Genomic DNA, 19531 nt, shown 5'->3' with positions numbered 1-19531 from the left:
TCACCGGGCACCCGGAGAAAATGGGGCCGGTCTTGTGTGTGGACGTACGCGTGAGTAGTTAACAAAGTGCCGGATTGCCCACCCGAACCGGGTGGGAAGGCTCCTCCGGTACACACCCCACAGGCGTCACCCAGCACCACCGCAGGACCCACCTCCCCACAGCCATCCGCCACACCGACGTTGACGCGGACAGGAGCGGTCATGCCCGCCACGCACCACTCGTCAGCACCTCCGACAAGCAGCAAGGCCAAGGCAGCAGGAAAGAGGCCACCGGGCGGGAAGGCGGCCGAGCCCGCCGCCGGTGTGCCCGCTCCGGCCGCCTCCGGGGAGCGGTCCTCCCCCGATCCGTCCACCGCGGTGGGCCGCATTCCCGTCCTCGACGTACGCCCCGTGGTCCAGCACGGGCGCAGGCCCGCGAAGGCGGTGACCGGCGAGTCGTTCGAGGTCTCGGCCACCGTGTTCCGGGAGGGGCACGACGCCGTCGCGGCCAACGTGGTGCTGCGCGACCCGGCGGGCCGGCCCGGGCCCTGGACGCCGATGCGGGAACTGGCGCCGGGCACCGACCGCTGGGGCGCCACCGTCACGCCGGACGGCCCCGGCCGCTGGACCTACACCGTCGAGGCCTGGTCGGACCCGCTGGCCACCTGGCGGCACCACGCCCGGATCAAGATCCCGGCGGGCATCGACACCGACCTGGTCCTGGAGGAGGGCGCCCGGCTGCACGAGCGTGCGGCCGCCGGGGTGCCGGAGGACCGACGGCCGGCCGTGCTGGAGACGGTGACGGCCCTGCGCGACAAGAACCGGCCGGCCGCCTGGCGCCTCGCGGCGGCGCTCGCCCCCGAGGTCGTGGAGGTCCTGACCCGGTATCCCCTGCGGGAGCTGGTCACCGAGTCGGACGCGATGCCGCTGCTGGTGGAGCGGGAGCGGGCGCTGTTCGGTTCGTGGTACGAGTTCTTCCCGCGTTCGGAGGGTACGGCGGAGCGGCCGCACGGCACGTTCCGCACCGCGGCCCGACGGCTGGCGGCGATCGCCGACATGGGCTTCGACGTCGTCTACCTGCCGCCGATCCACCCGATCGGCACGACCTTCCGCAAGGGCCGCAACAACACGCTGAACGCCGGCCCGGACGACGTGGGCGTGCCCTGGGCCATCGGTTCTCCCGAGGGCGGGCACGACGCCGTCCACCCGGACCTCGGCACGATCGAGGACTTCGACTTCTTCGTCGCCGAGGCGCGGAAGCTGAACCTGGAGATCGCGCTGGACTTCGCCCTGCAGTGCTCCCCCGACCACCCCTGGGTGGAGAAGCATCCGGAGTGGTTCCACCACCGTCCGGACGGCACCATCGCCTACGCCGAGAACCCGCCGAAGAAGTACCAGGACATCTACCCGATCGCCTTCGACGCGGACATGGACGGGCTCGTCACCGAGACCGTGAGGGTCCTGCGGCACTGGATGGACCACGGGGTGCGGATCTTCCGGGTGGACAACCCGCACACCAAGCCGGTCGTGTTCTGGGAACGGGTCATCGGCGAGATCAACGGCCGGGACCCGGACGTGATCTTCCTGGCCGAGGCGTTCACCCGGCCCGCGATGATGCACACCCTCGCGCAGGTCGGGTTCCAGCAGTCGTACACGTACTTCACCTGGCGCAACGACAAGCAGGAGCTGACGGAGTACCTGACGGAGCTGTCCGGCGAGGCGGCGGCCTACATGCGCCCCAACTTCTTCCCGAACACCCCGGACATCCTGCACGCCCACCTCCAGCACGGCGGCCGGCCCGCCTTCGAGGCCCGCGCCGTCCTCGCCGCCACCCTCTCCCCCACCTGGGGTGTCTACAGCGGCTACGAACTGTGCGAGAACACCCCGCTGCGGCCGGGCAGTGAGGAGTACCTCGACTCGGAGAAGTACCAGCTGAAACCGCGCGACTGGGAGGCCGCCGCACGCGAGGGCCGGACCATCGCCCCGCTCATCACCCGGCTCAACGACATCCGTCGGCGCAGTCCGGCCCTGCGGCAGCTGCGCGACATCCACTTCCACCACGCCGACCAGGACGCGGTGATCGCCTACTCCAAACGGAGCGGATCGAACACGCTTCTGATGGTCGTCAATCTCGACCCGCATCACACCCAGGAGGCCACGGTCTCGTTGGACATGCCGCAACTCGGCCTGGACTGGCACGAGTCGGTGCCGGTGCGCGACGAGCTCACCGGCGAGACCTACTACTGGGGCAGGGCCAACTATGTGCGCCTCGAACCGGGTCATAGGCCCGCGCATGTCTTCACCGTCCTGCGACCGTCCAACCCGCAGATCGGAGGGTCACCCACAATATGATCGTCAATGAGCCCGTTCCGGACACATTCGAGGACACTCCGGCGAAGGACCGCGACCCGGACTGGTTCAAGCGAGCCGTCTTCTACGAGGTCCTCGTCCGGTCCTTCCAGGACAGCAACGGCGACGGTGTCGGCGACCTGAAGGGCCTGACCGCCAAACTCGACTACCTGCAATGGCTCGGCGTGGACTGCCTGTGGCTGCCGCCGTTCTTCAAGTCGCCGCTGCGCGACGGAGGATACGACGTCTCCGACTACACCGCGGTGCTCCCCGAGTTCGGCGACCTCGCCGACTTCGTGGAGTTCGTGGACGCCGCCCACCAGCGCGGCATGCGCGTCATCATCGACTTCGTCATGAACCACACCAGCGACCAGCACCCGTGGTTCCAGGAGTCCAGGCGCGATCCGGACGGTCCGTACGGGGACTACTACGTCTGGGCGGACGACGACAAGCAGTACCAGGACGCCCGGATCATCTTCGTCGACACCGAGGCCTCCAACTGGACGTACGACCCGGTACGCAAGCAGTACTACTGGCACCGGTTCTTCTCGCACCAGCCGGACCTGAACTACGAGAACCCGGCCGTGCAGGAGGAGATGATCTCCGCGCTGAAGTTCTGGCTGGATCTCGGGATCGACGGGTTCCGGCTGGACGCGGTGCCGTACCTGTACCAGCAGGAGGGCACCAACTGCGAGAACCTGCCCGCCACCCACGAGTTCCTGAGGCGGGTGCGCAAGGAGATCGACGCGCAGTACCCCGACACCGTGCTGCTGGCCGAGGCCAACCAGTGGCCGGAGGACGTCGTCGACTACTTCGGCGACTACGCCTCCGGCGGTGACGAATGCCACATGGCGTTCCACTTCCCCGTCATGCCGCGCATCTTCATGGCCGTCCGCCGCGAGTCCCGCTACCCCGTCTCGGAGATCCTGGCCAAGACCCCGGCCATCCCGGCCGGCTGCCAGTGGGGCATCTTCCTGCGCAACCACGACGAGCTCACCCTCGAAATGGTCACCGACGAGGAACGCGACTACATGTGGGCCGAGTACGCCAAGGACCCGCGGATGCGCGCCAACATCGGCATCCGCCGCCGCCTCGCCCCGCTGCTCGACAACGACCGCAACCAGATCGAGCTGTTCACCGCCCTGCTGCTGTCCCTGCCCGGCTCGCCGATCCTCTACTACGGCGACGAGATCGGCATGGGCGACAACATCTGGCTCGGCGACCGCGACGCCGTCCGCACCCCCATGCAGTGGACACCCGACCGCAACGCCGGCTTCTCCTCCAGCGACCCCGGACGCCTGTTCCTGCCCACCATCATGGACCCCGTCTACGGCTACCAGGTCACCAACGTCGAAGCCTCCATGTCCTCCCCGTCCAGCCTGCTCCACTGGACGCGCCGCATGATCGAGATCCGTAAGCAGAATCCTGCCTTCGGACTGGGGTCCTATACCGAGCTGCCGTCGTCGAACCCGGCGGTGCTCGCCTTCCTGCGGGAGTTCGAGGACGATCTCGTGCTCTGCGTCCACAACTTCTCCCGCTTCGCGCAACCCACGGAGCTGGACCTCAGCCGGTTCGAGGGACGGCACCCCGTCGAGCTGTTCGGCGGTGTGCGCTTCCCGGCGATCGGTGAACTGCCGTACCTGCTCACCCTCGCGGGGCACGGCTTCTACTGGTTCCGGCTGCGCCGGGAGGCGGCGTAGTCCGGCCGGGTGGGGCGGTGGTCGGTTTCCACCGCCCCACCCGGGGCACGCAGAAGTAAACCCCCGACGATCCGGGGAAAGGACGCGACGCCCATGGCGGAAACGGTCACTCCCTCCGGCACCACCGGCACGCTGCTCGCCTCGCTCGACCCCTTGCTGCGCACCTGGCTGCCCCGGCAGCGCTGGTTCGCGGGCAAGGGGCGCCCCGTCACCGGGTTCACCCCGGTGGCCGTCACCGAACTGCTGCGCCCCGACGGCCGACTGGGCCTGTACCACCTGCTGCTCCGCGTCCACCAGCCGCCCGCACTGGGCGCCCCGGCGCACCCCGGCGACTGCTACCAGCTCCTCATAGGCGTGCGCGAGGCGCTGCCGCCCCGGCTGGCGCCCGCGCTGATCGGCCACGTGGAGGAAGGACCGCTGGCCGGGCGCACGGTGTACGAAGCCCTCTACGACCCCCGGCCCGCCGAGGTCCTCATGGAGGCCCTGCGCACCCGCGCCCGTATCGGCGGCCTGCGTTTCGAGCGGGACCCGCACCAGGAGATACGCGAGGGCCTCGTGGCCCGCCTGATGACGGCCGAGCAGTCCAACTCCTCTGTCGTCTACGGAGATACGTTCATCCTCAAGCTGTTGCGCCGGGTCGTTCCCGGCGTGAACCCCGATCTGGAGCTGCCCCTCGCCCTGGCCCGTGAGGGCTGCCCGCGGGTGCCCGCGCCGACGGCCTGGCTCCACGCCGAGGCGGACGGCGAACCCGACGGACCGTACGTCCTGGCGGTGCTCCAGCCCTACGTCAGCGGCGCCACCGACGGCTGGGAACTGGCGCTGCGCGAACTGGCCAAGGGCGAGGACTTCCTCGCCGAGGCACGGTCGCTGGGCCGGGCCACGGCGGAGGTGCACACCGCGCTGGCCCGCGCCCTGCCGACGGTCACCCTCGGCCACGCCCAGCTCCAGCCGCTGGCCGACGGCATGACCGAGCGGCTGGAGGCGGCCGTGCAGGCGGTGCCGGCGCTGCGGCCGTTCGAGCGGGGGCTGCGGTCGGCGTACACCGCGCTGGCCGATCTGGCCGCCGAGGGACGTACCTGGACGGCCCAGCGGGTCCACGGCGACCTGCACCTCGGGCAGTGCCTGCGCTCTCCGTCAGGTGAGTGGTCGCTGATCGACTTCGAGGGCGAGCCGGCCCGGCCGCTGGCCGAACGGCGCATGGCGCAGCCCCCGGTGCGGGACATCGCGGGGATGCTCCGCTCCTTCGACTACGCCGCCCACTCGGCGACCCCGGCCGCCCCGGACTGGGCGCACGCCTGCCGGGCCGCGTACTGCTCCGGCTACGCGGAGGTGGCCGGCCGCGACCCGCGCACCGATCCGGTGCTGCTGCGGGCCTACGAGACCGACAAGGCGGTCTACGAGGTCGTCTACGAGGCCCGGCACCGCCCCGACTGGCTGCCCGTGCCGCTGTCGGCGGTCCGCCGCCTCGCCACGTCCGAACCGATCTGATCCTCGCCCGGGAGACTCGCTCGTGACGTCCAAGAAACCAGTCCCCTCGAAGAACAAGTCCGCCAAGAGCAAGTCGGACAAGAAGGTGCCGCAGCAGAAGACCGCGCAGGCGAAGGCCCCGCGGGCGGAGGTCCCGCAGACAGAGGCTCCGCAGACAGAGGCTCCGCGGACAGAAGCTCCTCGGACGGAGGCTCCGCGGCCGGAGGTTCCGGAGACTCCCGGGACGCGGGCCCCGCGGGTGCCCCCGCAGCCGGCGGCACCCGCTCCGGAGGTCGCCGTGTCCCCCGCGGTGGACGCCGGTGACCGCGAGCGGCTGCTGCACGGCACCCACCACGACCCGCACACGGTCCTCGGTGCCCATCCGGTGCCGGGCGGGGTCGCCTTCCGGGTCTTCCGCCCGTACGCGCAGGCCGTCACGGTGGTCTCCGGCGAGCTGCGGGCGCACCTGCACGACGACGGCGACGGGTTCTTCTCCGGGCTCGTCCCGCTGAGCGAGGTCCCGGCGTACCGGCTGCTCGTGACGTACGACGGCACGGTCGACGAGACCGAGGACGCCTACCGCTTCCTGCCCACGCTGGGCGAGCTGGACCTGCACCTGCTCGGCGAGGGCCGGCACGAGCAGCTGTGGCAGGCGCTCGGCGCGCACGTCACCACCCACCAGGGGGTGACGGGCACCCGGTTCGCGGTGTGGGCGCCCAACGCGCGGGGCGTCCGGGTCACGGGCGGCTTCAACTTCTGGGACGGCACCGGCCACCCGATGCGCTCGCTCGGTTCCACCGGGATCTGGGAGCTGTTCGTTCCGGGCGTCGGTGAGGGCGAGCTGTACAAGTTCGAGATCACCCGCCCGGACGGCTCGCGCACCCTGCGCGCCGACCCGCTGGCCCGCCGCACCGAGGTGCCGCCCGCCACGTCCTCGATCGTGCACGCCTCGCACCACGAGTGGGGCGACGCGGAGTGGATGGACCGGCGCGCGGACACCCCGGTGACCGAGGCCCCGTTCTCGGTGTACGAGGTCCACCTGCCGTCCTGGCGGCCGGGCCTCACCTACCGCCAGCTCGCCGACCAACTCCCCGCGTACGTGACGGAGATGGGCTTCACCCACGTGGAGCTGATGCCGGTCGCCGAGCACCCCTTCGGCGGCTCCTGGGGCTACCAGGTCACCGGCTTCTACGCGCCGACGGCCCGCCTCGGCACCCCGGACGACTTCAAGTACCTGGTGGACCGGCTGCACCAGGCGGGCATCGGCGTGCTGATGGACTGGGTGCCGGCCCACTTCCCGCGCGACGCCTGGGCGCTGGCGGAGTTCGACGGGCGTCCGCTCTACGAGCACCACGATCCGCTGCGGGCCGCCCATCCCGACTGGGGCACGCTGGAGTTCGACTTCGGCCGCCGTGAGGTGCGCAACTTCCTGGTCGCCAACGCCGTGTACTGGTGCGAGGAGTTCCACATCGACGGGCTGCGCGTGGACGCGGTCGCCTCGATGCTCTACCTCGACTACTCGCGCGAGCCCGGCCAGTGGACCCCGAACGAGCACGGGGGCCGGGAGAACCTGGACGCGGTGGCCTTCCTCCAGGAGATGAACGCCACGGTGTACCGGCGCTGCCCGGGCGTGGTGACCGTCGCCGAGGAGTCCACCGCCTGGGACGGGGTCACCCGGCCCACCCACCACAAGGGCCCGAGCGGCTTCGGCGGGCTCGGTTTCGGCCTGAAGTGGAACATGGGCTGGATGCACGACTCGCTGGAGTACATGAGCCACGACCCCGTGCACCGCAAGTACCACCATCACGAGATGACGTTCTCGATGGTGTACGCGTACAGCGAGAACTACGTCCTGCCGATCTCCCACGACGAGGTCGTGCACGGCAAGCGGTCCCTGGTGTCGAAGATGCCGGGCGACTGGTGGCAGCAGCGGGCGGGCCACCGTGCCTACCTCGGCTACATGTGGGCGCACCCCGGCAAACAACTCCTCTTCATGGGGCAGGAGTTCGCCCAGGGCGCCGAGTGGTCCGAGGCGCACGGCCCCGACTGGTGGCTGCTCGACCCGTCCTACGGCGCCGAGGCGGACCACCGCGGGGTGCGGGATCTCGTACGCGACCTGAACGCGGTGTACCGGACGACTCCGGCGCTGTGGCAGCGGGACACCGACCCGGCGGGCTTCGAGTGGATCACGGGGGACGCGGCGGACGACAACGTGTTCGCGTTCCTGCGCCTGGACGCCGACGGCGCCCCACTCCTCGCCGTCTCCCATCTGGCCCCGGTGATCCGGCACGACTACCGCCTCGGCGTGCCCGAGGACGTGCCGGCCTGGCAGGAGGTGCTGAACACCGACTCGGGCGCGTACGGCGGGAGCGACGTCACCACCCCGGACGCCGTCAAGCCCGAGCCGCAGCCCTGGCACGGCCGCCCGGCGAGCGTCCGCCTGACCCTGCCGCCCCTGTCGACGGTGTGGCTGCGGCCGGCGTGGTGACCGGCGGCCTTGCCGTGCCCACCGGGACGGCACGACGGGGCGGGTGAGACCGGGGGCCTGGAGCGGCTGCTCCAGGCCCTCCGCCGTGCCTCAGGCGTGCCTCGGGCGTGCCCCAGTCGTGCCTCCGCCGTCAGGCGGCCGCGGCCAGGCCCGGCGGCAGCGTCCCGGTGTGCAGGATCCCCAGCCGCTGGGTCGCGCGGGTCAAGGCCACGTACAGGTCGCTGGTGCCGTAGGCGCCCGGCTCCACGACCAGTACCGAGTCGAACTCCAGGCCCTTGGCCTGGCGCGGGTCGAGGAGGACGACCGTGTGCGTCAGGTCGGGCTCGGCGCCGGCGGTGACGCCGTCGAGGCGGGCGGCCAGCGAGCGGTGCAGTTCCCGCGGGGCGATCACCGCCAGGCGGCCCTCGGCGGGCGTGAGTTCGGCCACCGCCCCGGCGACCGCGCCGGGCAGGTCCCCGGCCGCGTGGCGCACCCAGGGCCGCGACCCGGTGGAGCGGACCGAGCTCGGCGGTGCGAAGTCCGGCTGCTCGGCGCGGACGACGGACGCTGCCAGGTCCATGATCTCGGCCGGGGTGCGGTAGTTGACGGCGAGACGGGTGTGCTCCCAGCGGTCCTCGACGTAGGGGGCGAGGATGCCGGACCAGGAGCCGACGCCGGCCGCCTCCGCGGTCTGGGCGGGATCGCCGACCAGGGTCATCGAACGGGTCGGGCTGCGCCGCATGAGCAGCCGCCAGGCCATCGGGGACAGCTCCTGCGCCTCGTCCACGATGATGTGCCCGAACGCCCAGGTGCGGTCGGCGGCGGCGCGCTCGGCGGCGCTGCGGTGGTCCGCCTCCTCGTGCCGTTCGGCGAACCGCTCGGCGTCGATGATGTCGTGCGCGGACAGCACCTCCGAGGACTCCGGGTCGCTGTCCTCCTTGTCGTCGAACTCGAAGGTGCGGGAGGCGTAGGAGACGTCCAGCACGCCCTGCGCGTAGGCCACCTGGGTCTCCCGCTCGCGTTCCGCGCGGGCCCGGGCCGTCCGCTCGTCCTCGCCGAGGAGTTCCGCCGCCTCGTCCAGGAGCGGCACGTCGGCGACGGTCCAGGCGCGGGTCACCGGGCGGCGCACCGCGTCGGCGTCCTCCGGGGACAGGTGGCCGTCCGGCTCGGCGAGGAAGTCGGCGAGCAGCCGCCGCGGGGTGAGCCGGGGCCACAACCGGTCGATGGCGGACCGGACGTCGGGGTTCTCGGCGAGTTCGTCGCGGATCTGCGTGATGTCGGAGGCGTCGAGCAGGCTGCTGCCGTCGTACGGGTCGGTGCCCACGCGCTCGGCGTACAGCTCGGTGAGCGCGTTGAGGATGTGGCCCTCGAAGTGCTCGCGGGCCGCGTTGTGCGGCAGCCCGGCCGCGCGGGTGCGTTCCCTCGCGACGCCCACCAGGCCGTCGTCGAGCATCAGCACCTCGCGGTCGTGCTCGATCGCGACGACCGGGTCGGGCAGGGCCTGCCGGTCGCGTACGACGGCTGCCAGCACGTCGGCCATGGCGGCGCGGCCCTTCACCGCGGCCGCCTCGGGGGTGTCGGCGGCGGTGGCCCGCACCCCGGGGAACAGTTCGCCGACGGTGGCCAGCAGCACCCCGGTCTCGCCGAGGGAGGGCAGCACCTCCCCGATGTACCCGAGGAAGGCCGGGTTCGGGCCGACGATGAGCACGGCCCGGCGGGCGAGCAGTTCCCGGTGCTCGTACAGCAGGTAGGCGGCCCGGTGCAGGGCCACCGCGGTCTTGCCGGTGCCGGGGCCGCCCTCCACGACGAGCACACCGCGGTGCGGCGCCCGGATGATCCGGTCCTGCTCGGCCTGGATCGTCCGCACGATGTCGCCCATCCGGCCGGTGCGGGCCGAGTTGAGCGCGGACAGCAGGACGGCGTCCCCGGTGGGGTCCTCGTACCCGGTGCGCGTGGCGTCGCCGAGGTCGAGGATCTCGTCGTGCAGGGAGGTGACGGTCCGGCCCTCGGTGGCGATGTGCCGGCGCCGGCGCAGGCCCATCGGCGTGTGTCCGGTGGCCAGGTAGAAGGGGCGGGCGACGTCGGCCCGCCAGTCGATGAGGACCGGGGTGCGCTCGGCGTCGTCCCGGCGCAGTCCGATCCGGCCGATGTGGTGCTCGGTGCCGTCGGTCAGGTCGATCCGGCCGAAGCAGAGCGAACCGTCCACGGCGTTCAGCGCGGCGAGCAGCCCGGACCGCTCGGCGACCAGGATGTCCCGCTCCAGCCGGGCCTGCATGGGCTTGTCGCCCTGGGCGAGGGCGTCCGCGACCGACGTCTCGGTCTCACCGCGCAGGCCGTCCACGCGCGCGTACAGTCCGTCGATGAATTCCTGCTCGTGCCGCAATTCATCGTCCGGAAATTCGGTGTTTGACAATTCCGCTCCCGCCCGGATATACTCTGCTCAGTGAACTTCTCCGCGACTGTTCTTAAATGAAGTCGCGAACCACTGAATATACGCACAGAAATCCCCCGAGCGCAATTGCCGGGGGATTTTTTGGTGGGTGACGCGCGGGTTCAGGGGGCGTCCGGCGGCAGCAGCGGCTTCCGGCGCACGGGGGACGACAGCACGATCGAGGTCGTCGTCCGGCCCAGGGCGGAGGTCCGCTCCAGGATCTCCTCCAGGTGCACGGTGTCGGTGACGGCGACCTTGAGGATCCAGCAGTCCTCGCCGACCACGTGGTGCACCTCGGTGATCTCCGGCCGCTCGATCAGCTCCCGGGTCCTCGGGTGCCCGAGGGTGTACCCGCCGTGCGGGTCGACGCGTACGAAGGCCTGGATGCCGTAGCCGAGCCGGGCGGGCACCACCTGGGCGCCGTACCCCTCGACCACCCCCGCCTCCTCCAGCCGGCGCACCCGCTCGGCCACGGCCGCGGGGCTGAGGCTGACCCGCCGGCCCAGTTCGCTGAGCTTGATCCGCCCGTCGGTCTGCAGCAGCCGCAGGATGTCCCGGTCCACGCCGTCGAAGGCCACCGGTGTTTCGCGGGCGACGACCCGAAGGCGCCGCGGTTCTTTCGGTGCGGCGGCCGTTTCTCCCATGTCTCCCCCTTCAGAGCGCCGTGTCCGGCCCGGAGAATTATGACCATGACAAAGGCACGAGAGGTACTGGTCATCGGCGGCAACCGCTATTTCGGCAAGCGGCTGATCGCCCGCCTGCTGGCGGCCGGTGACCGGGTCACCGTCCTCAACCGGGGTTCGTCGCCGGCGCCGGCGGGCGCGGTCGCGCTGACCGCCGACCGAGGCGACGAGGGGGCGCTCACCCGGGCGCTGGGCGACCGGACCTTCGACGTCGTCCTCGACCAGGTCTGCTACACCCCGCGCCAGGCGGAGCTCGCCCGGCGCGTCTTCACCGGCCGCGCCCGGCGCTATGTGCTGACCTCCACGGTGGAGGTGTACGAGCACCAGCACTCCGCGGCGCCGGTGCGGGAGAGCGCGGTGGACCCGCTGACGGTCGCCGTGGACACCGGGCTGCCGTGGGACGACCCGGAGTTCCTGGACTGGAACTACGGCGAGGGCAAGCGGCAGGCGGAGGCGGTGTTCGCGGCCGGCCCGGACCTGCCGTACGCCTCGGTGCGGGTGGCCCATGTGCTGGGCGGTGCCGACGACTTCACCGGACGTCTCGCCCACTACGCCGACCGGATCCGCAGCGGCGCCCCCATCGCCGTCCCGCCCGTGGCGCACCCGGCCACGTACATCCACGTCGAGGAGATCGCCGACTTCCTGTTCTGGACGGCGGGCGAGGACTTCACGGGCCCGGTCAACGCGGCCTCGCACGGCGAGCTCACGGTCGAGGAGCTGGCCGCGGAGGTGGCCGTCCGGGCCGGCGGGGGCGAGCCGCGCTTCGAGACGACCGACGCGGCCGAGGTGTCCCCGTTCGCCTTCCGCCGCCACTACGGCATGGACAACACGCGGGCCGTGCGGCTCGGTTTCGCCTTCGGGGACGTACGGCGGTGGCTGCCGCGGGCGGTCGCCGAGACGCTGGGCGGTACCGGCTGACGGGGCGGGGACGGCCGGCGGGCCGAGGGCACCGCGGTCACGCGGGCATGACGCCCGCCGACTCCTCCACCTCAAGCAGCGAGGCGCTGTGCCGCTCCTCGTCGAACTTCCGGCGTCCGCCGCGCAGTCCGAACAGGCGCTTGGCCAGGGCGATGTAGAGGACGGCGAGGATGTTGAGGACCAGCGTGGCGATCTTCAGCCAGCTGATGTGCTCGGTGAGTTCGTAGATCTCCAGCGGGAGGAAGGCGGCCGTCGCGACCACCGTGAGGTACTCGGCCCAGCGTTTGGCGTACCACAGGCCGACCGCCTCGACCAGTTCGACCAGCGCGTAGGCCAGCAGCAGGGCGGCCACCAGCAGCAGCGTGGAGTGCCGGTAGCCGAAGGCCTTCTGGATGGAGCCGACGACCGGCGAGTGGTCGAGGTCGTAGTGGAAGTGCCGGAACACCGGGCGCAGCACGTCCAGGTACTCGTTGAACAGCCGCCGCACCGCGTCCTGGCTGTTGCTGAACTTCCAGACCGCGACCGCGACGAGCACGATGAACACCCCGCGCACGGCCCGCTCGACGGCCAGGAAGCGCAGGATGAACAGGTCGCGCAGCACCTTGCCGCGCGGCACCAGCGGGGCGTCGGCGGCCGGTCCCGAGCCGTGCGGCTCGCCGAGCACGAAGTCGCCGCAGCGCAGGCAGCGCCAGACGTCGCCGAGCGCGGTCGTCGCGTGCAATCGCACCCGCAGCCGGGGGTCGTCCGGCGCGTAGGTCACATGCCCCTTGCGCGAGCAGGTCCGCCGGTCCCAGTCGATCTTCATCCCCCGTGCCTCCACACCTGTACGGACGCCACGCGCGAACGTGCCGTTCCGGTCGATCCGGAGCGGCACGTTAGCGGACGCGGGCGCCCGGCGGTCAGCCGGCCGCGCTGTCCACGAGTTCCCTCTCCTCTTCCTTCACCTGAGGGGCGGGGCTCTCGCGGCGCGGGAGCAGGACGGCCACCAGGACCGTGCCGATGCCCAGGATCACCGCGCCGACCAGGCTGGTGTGGGCCACCGCGTCGGAGAAGGCGGAGCCCACCGCGTCGGCCATCCGCCGTGCGCCGCCCGCGAGTTCGCCGGCCTGCTGCTTGAGCTGCGCCGCCTGCTGCGGGTCCTTCGCGGCCGCGGCACGAGCCGCCACCTGGTGCGCCTTGTCACCGATGCCCTGCGCGACGGCGTACCCGGCGCCGACCGAGTCCCGCGCGGTGTCCAGGGCACTCGCCGGGAGCTTCGAGCCGGCGGTGGCGTCGGTGAGGTGGTCGCCGTAGGAGGTCGCGAGCAGCGAGCCGAGGACGGCGATGCCCAGCGAGCCGCCCAGTTCCAGCGAGGTGTCGTTGACGGCGCCGCCGACGCCCAGCTCGGCCTCCGGGAAGGCGCCCATGATGGCGTCGGTGCAGGGCGAGAGCGCGAGGCCGATGGCGAGGCCGAGGATGACCAGGGGTGCCACGAGGTCGCCGTAGGCGGAGGCCGCGTCCACGCGGGTGAGCAGGGCGAGGGCGGTGGTGCCGCCGACCATGCCCGCGCCGACGGTCCACTTCATGCCGACGCGGGGGGTGAGCCAGCCGGTCAGCGCCGAGCCGGCGAAGACGGCGCCGGCCAGCGGCAGCATGCGCACACCGGTCTCCAGGGCGTCGTAACCGAGGACGAACTGCAGGTGCTGGGTGAGGTAGTAGAAGGCGCCGAACACGGCGAGGAAGAACAGGGCGACGGCGAGGTTGGAGCCCGCGAACCGGCGGCCGGTGAAGCGGCGCACGTCCAGGATGGGGCGCGGGTGCCGCAGCTCCCACAGGACGAAGGCGGTCAGGGCGACACCCGCGACCACCGCGGCCGTGACGGCCTTGGCGCCCCAGCCGAAGTGCGGGCCCTCGATGATCGTGTAGATCAGGGCGCCGGCCCAGATCACCGACAGCAGACCGCCGACGTAGTCGATGCGGTCGTGGTGACCCGCCCGGGACGGCGGGACGAGGACGAAGGCGCCGACGAGGGCGACGGCCGCGACGGGCACGTTGATCAGGAAGGTCGAGGCCCAGCCGTGGTCGCGCAGCAGGGCGCCGGCGACCACCGGTCCGGCGGCGATGGCGAGTCCGGCGGTGGCCGTCCACAGGGTGATGGCCTTGGCCCGCTCCGCGCGCGGGAAGGTCGCGGCGAGCAGCGAGAGCGTGGCCGGCATGATCAGGGCCGCGCCGACGCCCATCACGGCACGGGCCGCGATGACGGTGGTGGCGCTGCCGGCGAGGTAGCCGAAGACCGCTCCGCCGCCGAAGACGACGAGGCCGAGCACGAGGGCGCCGCGCCGGCTGTACTTGTCACCGATCGCGCCGAGCAGCAGCATCAGGGCCGCGTAGGGGACGGTGTAGCCGTCGATCACCCACTGGAGGTCGGCACCGGAGAGGCCGAGGTCCTTCGTCATGTCGGGCGCCGCGACCGTGAGGGCGGTGTTCGCCATCACGATGATCAGCAGGCTCAGGCACAGCACCAGCAGTGCCCACCAGCGCCGGGCGTAGGGCCGGTTCATCCTCTCGACCGGTTCGGTCATGACGAGTCGCATGGCAGGGGTCGCCTTCCTCGGATGCGCGACGGGAACTTCACGAGGTTGCGCGTCCTCTCCTTGCACAGCCATGTGCAATTGCACAACCATGTGCAATGTACGTCGTTGCACAACGCTGTGCAAGTCGGCTCGGGGAGGCACAATGACCGCCATGACCACGGGTAGCACCAGCCGCGCCGACGCCAACCGACGCCGCATCCTCGACGTCGCCCTCGCCGAGCTGCTGCGCGACCCCGACGCCTCCATGGACCAGATCGCCCGCGCCGCCGGCGTCGTACGACGGACCGTGTACGGCCATTTCCCCAGCCGGGAGGCGCTGATCAGCACGCTGATCGACGGGGCCGTGGAGGCGCTGGCGGACGCGGACGGCCACGCCCGGGACACGGTGACCGACCCGGCGGAGGCGGTGGCCCGCTCGGTGCTGGCGATCTGGGCGGTCGCCGACCGCTACCGGCTGCTGGTCGCCCTGGCCCAGCGCACGGTCACCGTGCAGGGCATCCGCGAGCGCCTCGCCCCGCTGCGCGAGACCAAGATCCGTGTGCTCCGCCAGGGGCTGGACTCGGGCGTGTTCAGCTCCCCGCTGCCCGCTGCGGCGCTGGCCTACGTGCACGAGCAGATGCTCTTCGCGGTGATGGAGGCGGTGAACGACGGGCTGCTCACGGCGGAGGAGGCGGGCCGCTCCGCCACGGTCGCCGTGCTGACCGCGGCGGGCGTACCCGCCTCGCTGGCCACCTCTCTGGTGGCGAGGGTGAGTGAGGACTCCTGAACGACCGGACGCCCGGCCCGGGTTCAGGCGGGGCCGGGCGTCCGGAACCGGAGGGGCGCCGACGTTCGACGGGCGCCGGGGCCGGTGGGCGGCTAAGGGTCTTTCGTTTGGATCAATCCGGCCTGGCCCACGGTGCCTTGTCGGCCGACCCGAGCGGGGCGTGGTGCGTGCCACGCCCCGCGACGCGGGCATGACCCAAACGACAGGCCCTAGGCCTTGGCCAGCTTCTCTTCCCTCGGCTCGGGGACCGGGGTGACCGTCGTCCCGCCCTCGTCGAGCAGCGTCGTCTCGTCGAACGGCAGCTCGCCCGCGAGCACCCGCCGGACACGCGCGTCGTCGATCTCCTTGGTCCAGGTACCCACCAGGACCGTGGCGACCGCGTTCCCGGCGAAGTTGGTCAGGGCGCGCGCCTCGCTCATGAACCGGTCGATGCCGACGATCAGGCCGACGCCGTCGACCAGCGCGGGCTTGTGCGACTGCAGACCGCCCGCGAGGGTCGCGAGACCCGCCCCGCTGACGCCCGCCGCGCCCTTGGAGGCCAGCAGCAGGAAGAGCAGCAGCGGGATCTGCTCGCCGACCGACATCGGCGTGCCCAGCGCGTCCGCGATGTACAGCGACGCCATGGTCATGTAGATCATCGTGCCGTCGAGGTTGAAGGAGTAGCCGGTCGGCACGGTGATGCCGACGACCGGCTTGCTCACGCCCAGGTGCTCCATCTTCGCGATCAGCCGCGGCAGCGCGGACTCGGAGGAGGAGGTGGACAGGATCAGCAGGAACTCCCGGGCGAGGTACTTGAACAGCGAGAAGACGTTCAGGCCCGCGACGATCCGCAGCAGCGCGCCGAGCACGATGAAGACGAACAGGAAGCAGGTGACGTAGAAGCCGAGCATCAGTACCGCGAGGCTCTTGAGCGCGTCCAGGCCGGCCGAGCCGACCACCGCCGCGATGGCGCCGAAGGCGCCGATCGGCGCGGCCCACATGACCATGGCCAGGATGCGGAAGACGAGGCGCTGGATGTGCTCGATGCCGCGCAGCACCGGCTGTCCGGCCGACCCCATGGCCTGCAGGGCGAATCCGGCGAGCAGGGCCACCAGGAGCGTCTGGAGGACCTGCCCCTCGGTGAACGCGGAGACGAACGTGAGCGGGATGATCGACAGCACGAAGTCGACGGGCGGCAGCGCGTCGCTGGAGACCTGGGCGTGCCCGGTCTGCTTGAGCGCGTCGGTCAGGTGCAGCCCCTCGCCCGGGTGCAGCACGTTGCCGACGACGAGGCCGATGGCGAGCGCGACGAGGGACATCACGAGGAAGTAACCGAGGGCGATACCGCCGACGGCGCCGACCTTGGCGGCCTTCCGCACGGAACCGATGCCGAGCACGATGGTGCAGAAGATGATCGGCGAGATCATCATCTTGATCAGGTTCACGAAGCCGGTGCCCAGGGGCTTGAGCTCGACCGCGGCATCCGGCCAGATGAGGCCCACGGCGATGCCGAGCGCGACCGCCACGATGACGGCGATGTACAGGTAATGGGTCCGGTCCCGCTTCACGCGGGGTGCGGCAGGTGCCGTGTCGGGGGTGCTGGCGGCCACGACTGCCCTCCTTGACGTCTTCGTCGGCGAACAACCGGCGTGCGGCTCACGTCCGGGCGTTACGGGGGAATGCCGTGACTATCTCCCGCCCTGTGAGAGCGGTCACCCTTCCGTTCATTTAGTTCACGCTTAACCGGAGAGGCACACTGCTGACATGCGCCTCCCCCTCCTCCGCCGACCCCGCAGCCTGGCGGGCCAGCTGTTCGCCATGCAGGCCGTGCTGATCGCGGTGGTCGTCGCCGGGTACGCGCTGTTCACCTACGTCAGCGACCGGCGGCAGGCCGAGGACGCGGCGGTCCGGCAGGTGACGGCGGTCGCCCGCTCGATAGCGGACGCCCCCTCGGTCCGCGAGGCCATCCGCACCCCGGACCCGACGGCCGAGCTGGAGCCGTACGCGCTCCAGGTCATGCGGGACGCGGACGTCGACTTCGTCACGATCATGGACCCGCGGGGCATCCGCTGGACCCACCCCGAGGAGAAGCAGATCGGCAGGCGCTTCCTCGGCCGCATCGACCCCGCCCGGCACGGCCACACCTTCACCGAGACGTACACCGGCACGCTCGGCCCGTCCGTGCGCGCGGTGACCCCGGTGGAGGACAACGGCCGGGTCATCGGCCTGGTCAGCGCCGGGATCAAGGTGGAGGCGATCAGCGCGCGGGTGCAGGACCAGGTCACGGCCCTGCTCGCGGTGGCCGGCACGACCCTGCTGCTGGGGGCGGTCGGCACCTATGTGATCAACGCCCGGCTGCGCCGGCACACCCACGGCATGAACGCGGCCGAGCTGAGCCGGATGCACGACTACCACCAGGCGGCCCTGCACGCGGTGCGCGAGGGTCTGCTGATGCTGGACGGGCAGTACCGGGTGGCGCTGATCAACGACGGCGGCCGGGAGCTGCTCGGTGTGGACGGGGCGGAGGAGGTGGTCGGCCGCTCGGTGGCGGAGCTCGGCCTGCCGGCCCCGCTGACGGGCGCCCTGCTGGCCTCCGAGCCGCGCGTGGACGAGGTCCACCTCACGGCGTCCCGGGTGCTGGTCGTGAACACCTCCCCGGTGACCGGCGGGGAGCGGCGCGGCACCGTCGTCACCCTGCGGGACGTCACCGAGCTCCAGTCCCTCATGGGTGAGCTGGACTCCGAGCGGGGGTTCACGCAGGCGCTGCGCTCCCAGGCGCACGAGGCGGCGAACCGGCTGCACACGGTCGTGTCGCTGATCGAGCTGGGCCGCGCCGAGGAGGCGGTCCGGTTCGCGACGGCCGAGCTGGAACTGGCCCAGGCCCTGACCGACCAGGTGGTCGCCGCGGTGAGCGAGCCGGTGCTGGCCGCCCTGCTGCTGGGCAAGACGGCGCAGGCCAACGAGCGGGGCGTGGAGCTGGTGGTGTCGCAGGACAGCCGCCTGGACGACGGGCTGCTGCCGGAGAGCGTGTCCGCGCGGGACCTGGTCACCATCCTCGGCAATCTGATCGACAACGCGGTGGACGCGGCGCAGGGCAGCGCCGGTGCGCGGGTGACGGTGACGGCGTACGCGTCGGCCGCCGAGCTCGTCCTCAGGGTGACGGACTCGGGTCCGGGTCTCGACCCCGCCCATGGCGACCTGGTGTTCCAGCGGGGATTCTCGACGAAGCCGGCCGGGCCCGGCGGCCGGGGCCTCGGCCTGGCCCTGGTCCGGCAGGCGGTGTCCCGCCACGAGGGCACACTGACGGTGGCGGAGTCCGACCGGGAGGGTGAGGGCGGAGCGGTGTTCGAGGTGCGGTTGCCGTTGCGCACGGCCGGGGCCGGTGCCTCCCCGGCGCGGGAAGGCGGCGCGGCATGAGCGGCGGGCAGCCGATCAGGGTGCTGGTGGTGGAGGACGATCCGGTGGCCGCCGACGCGCACGTGATGTACGTGGGCCGGGTGCCGGGATTCGTCGCCGTCGGCAAGGCGCACACGGGCGCACAGGCCCGCCGGGTCCTGGACCGCACCCCGGTGGACCTGCTGCTGCTGGACCTGCACCTGCCGGACGTGAACGGGCTGCAGTTCGCCCGCTCCCTGCGCGCGGCCGGGCACCACGCGGACGTCATAGCGGTGACCTCGGCCCGGGACCTGGCGGTGGTCCGCGAGGGCGTCTCCCTGGGCGTCGTCCAGTACGTGCTCAAGCCCTTCACCTTCGCCACGCTCCGCGACCGGCTGGTCCGTTACGCCGAGTTCCACGCGTCCGTCGGCGAGGCGAGCGGCCAGGACGAGGTCGACCGCGCCCTGGCGGTGCTCCGCGCCCCGGCCCCGGCGGCCCTGCCGAAGGGGCTGAGCGGGCCGACGCTGGAGCGGGTGACGGGCACGCTGCGGGAGGCGGCCGAGGGACTCACCGCGGCGGCCGCGGCCGAGGCCGTGGGAATCTCCCGGATCACGGCCCGCCGCTATCTGGAGCACCTGGTCGACACGGGCCGGGCCGGCCGGAGTCCGCTGTACGGGCAGGTGGGCCGGCCCGAGCTGGTGTACCGGTGGATGCCCCAGGGCCGATGGGACGCGGACTCCGCCGGACACTGACACACCGTCACCAGCCAATGCCCGCCTACTCATTGACCTGACCGGACCACCGCTCTTACCTTCACACGGCAGCAATCTCCGCGCCACCCCAC

13 protein-coding genes are annotated in these 19531 nt (G+C 71.9%); 8 read left to right on the top strand and 5 right to left on the bottom strand.

Going from position 1 to position 19531, the window contains the following annotated elements; genetic code table 11:
* Window positions 1–201: 201 nt before the first annotated feature.
* From N8I86_RS26220 to glgB, 4 genes are all read left to right on the top strand, one after another.
* Window positions 202–2331 carry an alpha-1,4-glucan--maltose-1-phosphate maltosyltransferase gene (locus N8I86_RS26220; protein ID WP_263278847.1) on the top strand — a complete coding sequence of 710 codons (2130 nt, stop codon included), beginning with the start codon at window positions 202–204 and terminating at the stop codon, window positions 2329–2331.
* Entirely contained in the window at window positions 2328–4028 is a 1701-nt protein-coding gene (gene treS / locus N8I86_RS26215) for a maltose alpha-D-glucosyltransferase (protein WP_263278846.1), read from the top strand. The genes N8I86_RS26220 and treS overlap by 4 nt, the downstream gene beginning before the upstream one ends.
* A gap of 93 nt (window positions 4029–4121) precedes the next feature.
* The gene (locus tag N8I86_RS26210) at window positions 4122–5516 is read left to right on the top strand and encodes a maltokinase N-terminal cap-like domain-containing protein (RefSeq protein ID WP_123436618.1); all 1395 of its coding nucleotides are present in this window, start codon (window positions 4122–4124) and stop codon (window positions 5514–5516) included.
* An 85-nt stretch (window positions 5517–5601) separates the two neighbouring features.
* Window positions 5602–7983 carry a 1,4-alpha-glucan branching enzyme gene (gene glgB / locus N8I86_RS26205; protein ID WP_388938002.1) on the top strand — a complete coding sequence of 794 codons (2382 nt, stop codon included), beginning with the start codon at window positions 5602–5604 and terminating at the stop codon, window positions 7981–7983.
* A gap of 130 nt (window positions 7984–8113) precedes the next feature.
* Here glgB and N8I86_RS26200 read toward each other — a convergent pair whose 3' ends face one another.
* Entirely contained in the window at window positions 8114–10345 is a 2232-nt protein-coding gene (locus N8I86_RS26200; protein ID WP_263280155.1) for a HelD family protein, read from the bottom strand.
* A gap of 170 nt (window positions 10346–10515) precedes the next feature.
* Window positions 10516–11037 (bottom strand): Lrp/AsnC family transcriptional regulator, encoded by a 522-nt coding sequence (locus N8I86_RS26195; RefSeq protein WP_185091235.1) that lies wholly within the window; start codon window positions 11035–11037, stop codon window positions 10516–10518.
* 45 nt (window positions 11038–11082) lie between these two features.
* On the opposite strand from N8I86_RS26195, the gene N8I86_RS26190 reads away from it, so the two are divergent.
* Entirely contained in the window at window positions 11083–11994 is a 912-nt protein-coding gene (locus N8I86_RS26190) for an NAD-dependent epimerase/dehydratase family protein (RefSeq protein ID WP_263278844.1), read from the top strand.
* A gap of 37 nt (window positions 11995–12031) precedes the next feature.
* On the opposite strand, the gene N8I86_RS26185 is transcribed toward N8I86_RS26190, so the two are convergent.
* Window positions 12032–12799 (bottom strand): DUF2127 domain-containing protein, encoded by a 768-nt coding sequence (locus N8I86_RS26185; protein WP_073889674.1) that lies wholly within the window; start codon window positions 12797–12799, stop codon window positions 12032–12034.
* Between the two features lie 94 nt (window positions 12800–12893).
* Complete coding sequence (locus tag N8I86_RS26180) at window positions 12894–14567, bottom strand: MFS transporter (protein WP_263278843.1); 1674 nt, start codon at window positions 14565–14567, stop codon at window positions 12894–12896.
* Between the two features lie 142 nt (window positions 14568–14709).
* Here N8I86_RS26180 and N8I86_RS26175 point away from each other — a divergent pair, with 142 nt between their 5' ends.
* A complete protein-coding gene (locus tag N8I86_RS26175; protein WP_263278842.1) occupies window positions 14710–15333 on the top strand; it encodes a TetR/AcrR family transcriptional regulator in 624 nt (207 codons plus the stop codon).
* A gap of 209 nt (window positions 15334–15542) precedes the next feature.
* Here the strand turns inward: N8I86_RS26175 and N8I86_RS26170 are convergent, their stop codons facing one another.
* Complete coding sequence (locus tag N8I86_RS26170; RefSeq protein ID WP_073889669.1) at window positions 15543–16922, bottom strand: cation:dicarboxylate symporter family transporter; 1380 nt, start codon at window positions 16920–16922, stop codon at window positions 15543–15545.
* A 154-nt stretch (window positions 16923–17076) separates the two neighbouring features.
* Here N8I86_RS26170 and N8I86_RS26165 point away from each other — a divergent pair, with 154 nt between their 5' ends.
* Both N8I86_RS26165 and N8I86_RS26160 read left to right on the top strand, forming a co-directional pair.
* Entirely contained in the window at window positions 17077–18729 is a 1653-nt protein-coding gene (locus N8I86_RS26165) for a sensor histidine kinase (protein ID WP_073889668.1), read from the top strand.
* Window positions 18726–19439 (top strand): response regulator, encoded by a 714-nt coding sequence (locus N8I86_RS26160; RefSeq protein ID WP_123436623.1) that lies wholly within the window; start codon window positions 18726–18728, stop codon window positions 19437–19439. Before N8I86_RS26165 ends, N8I86_RS26160 begins: the two co-directional genes overlap by 4 nt.
* Window positions 19440–19531: the final 92 nt, after the last annotated feature.

It is taken from the genome of Streptomyces albidicamelliae (assembly GCF_025642175.1).
Lineage (GTDB): Bacteria > Actinomycetota > Actinomycetes > Streptomycetales > Streptomycetaceae > Streptomyces > Streptomyces albidocamelliae.
Note: the sequence above shows the minus strand (reverse complement) of the source record. Positions and strands in the feature narration are given on the sequence as shown.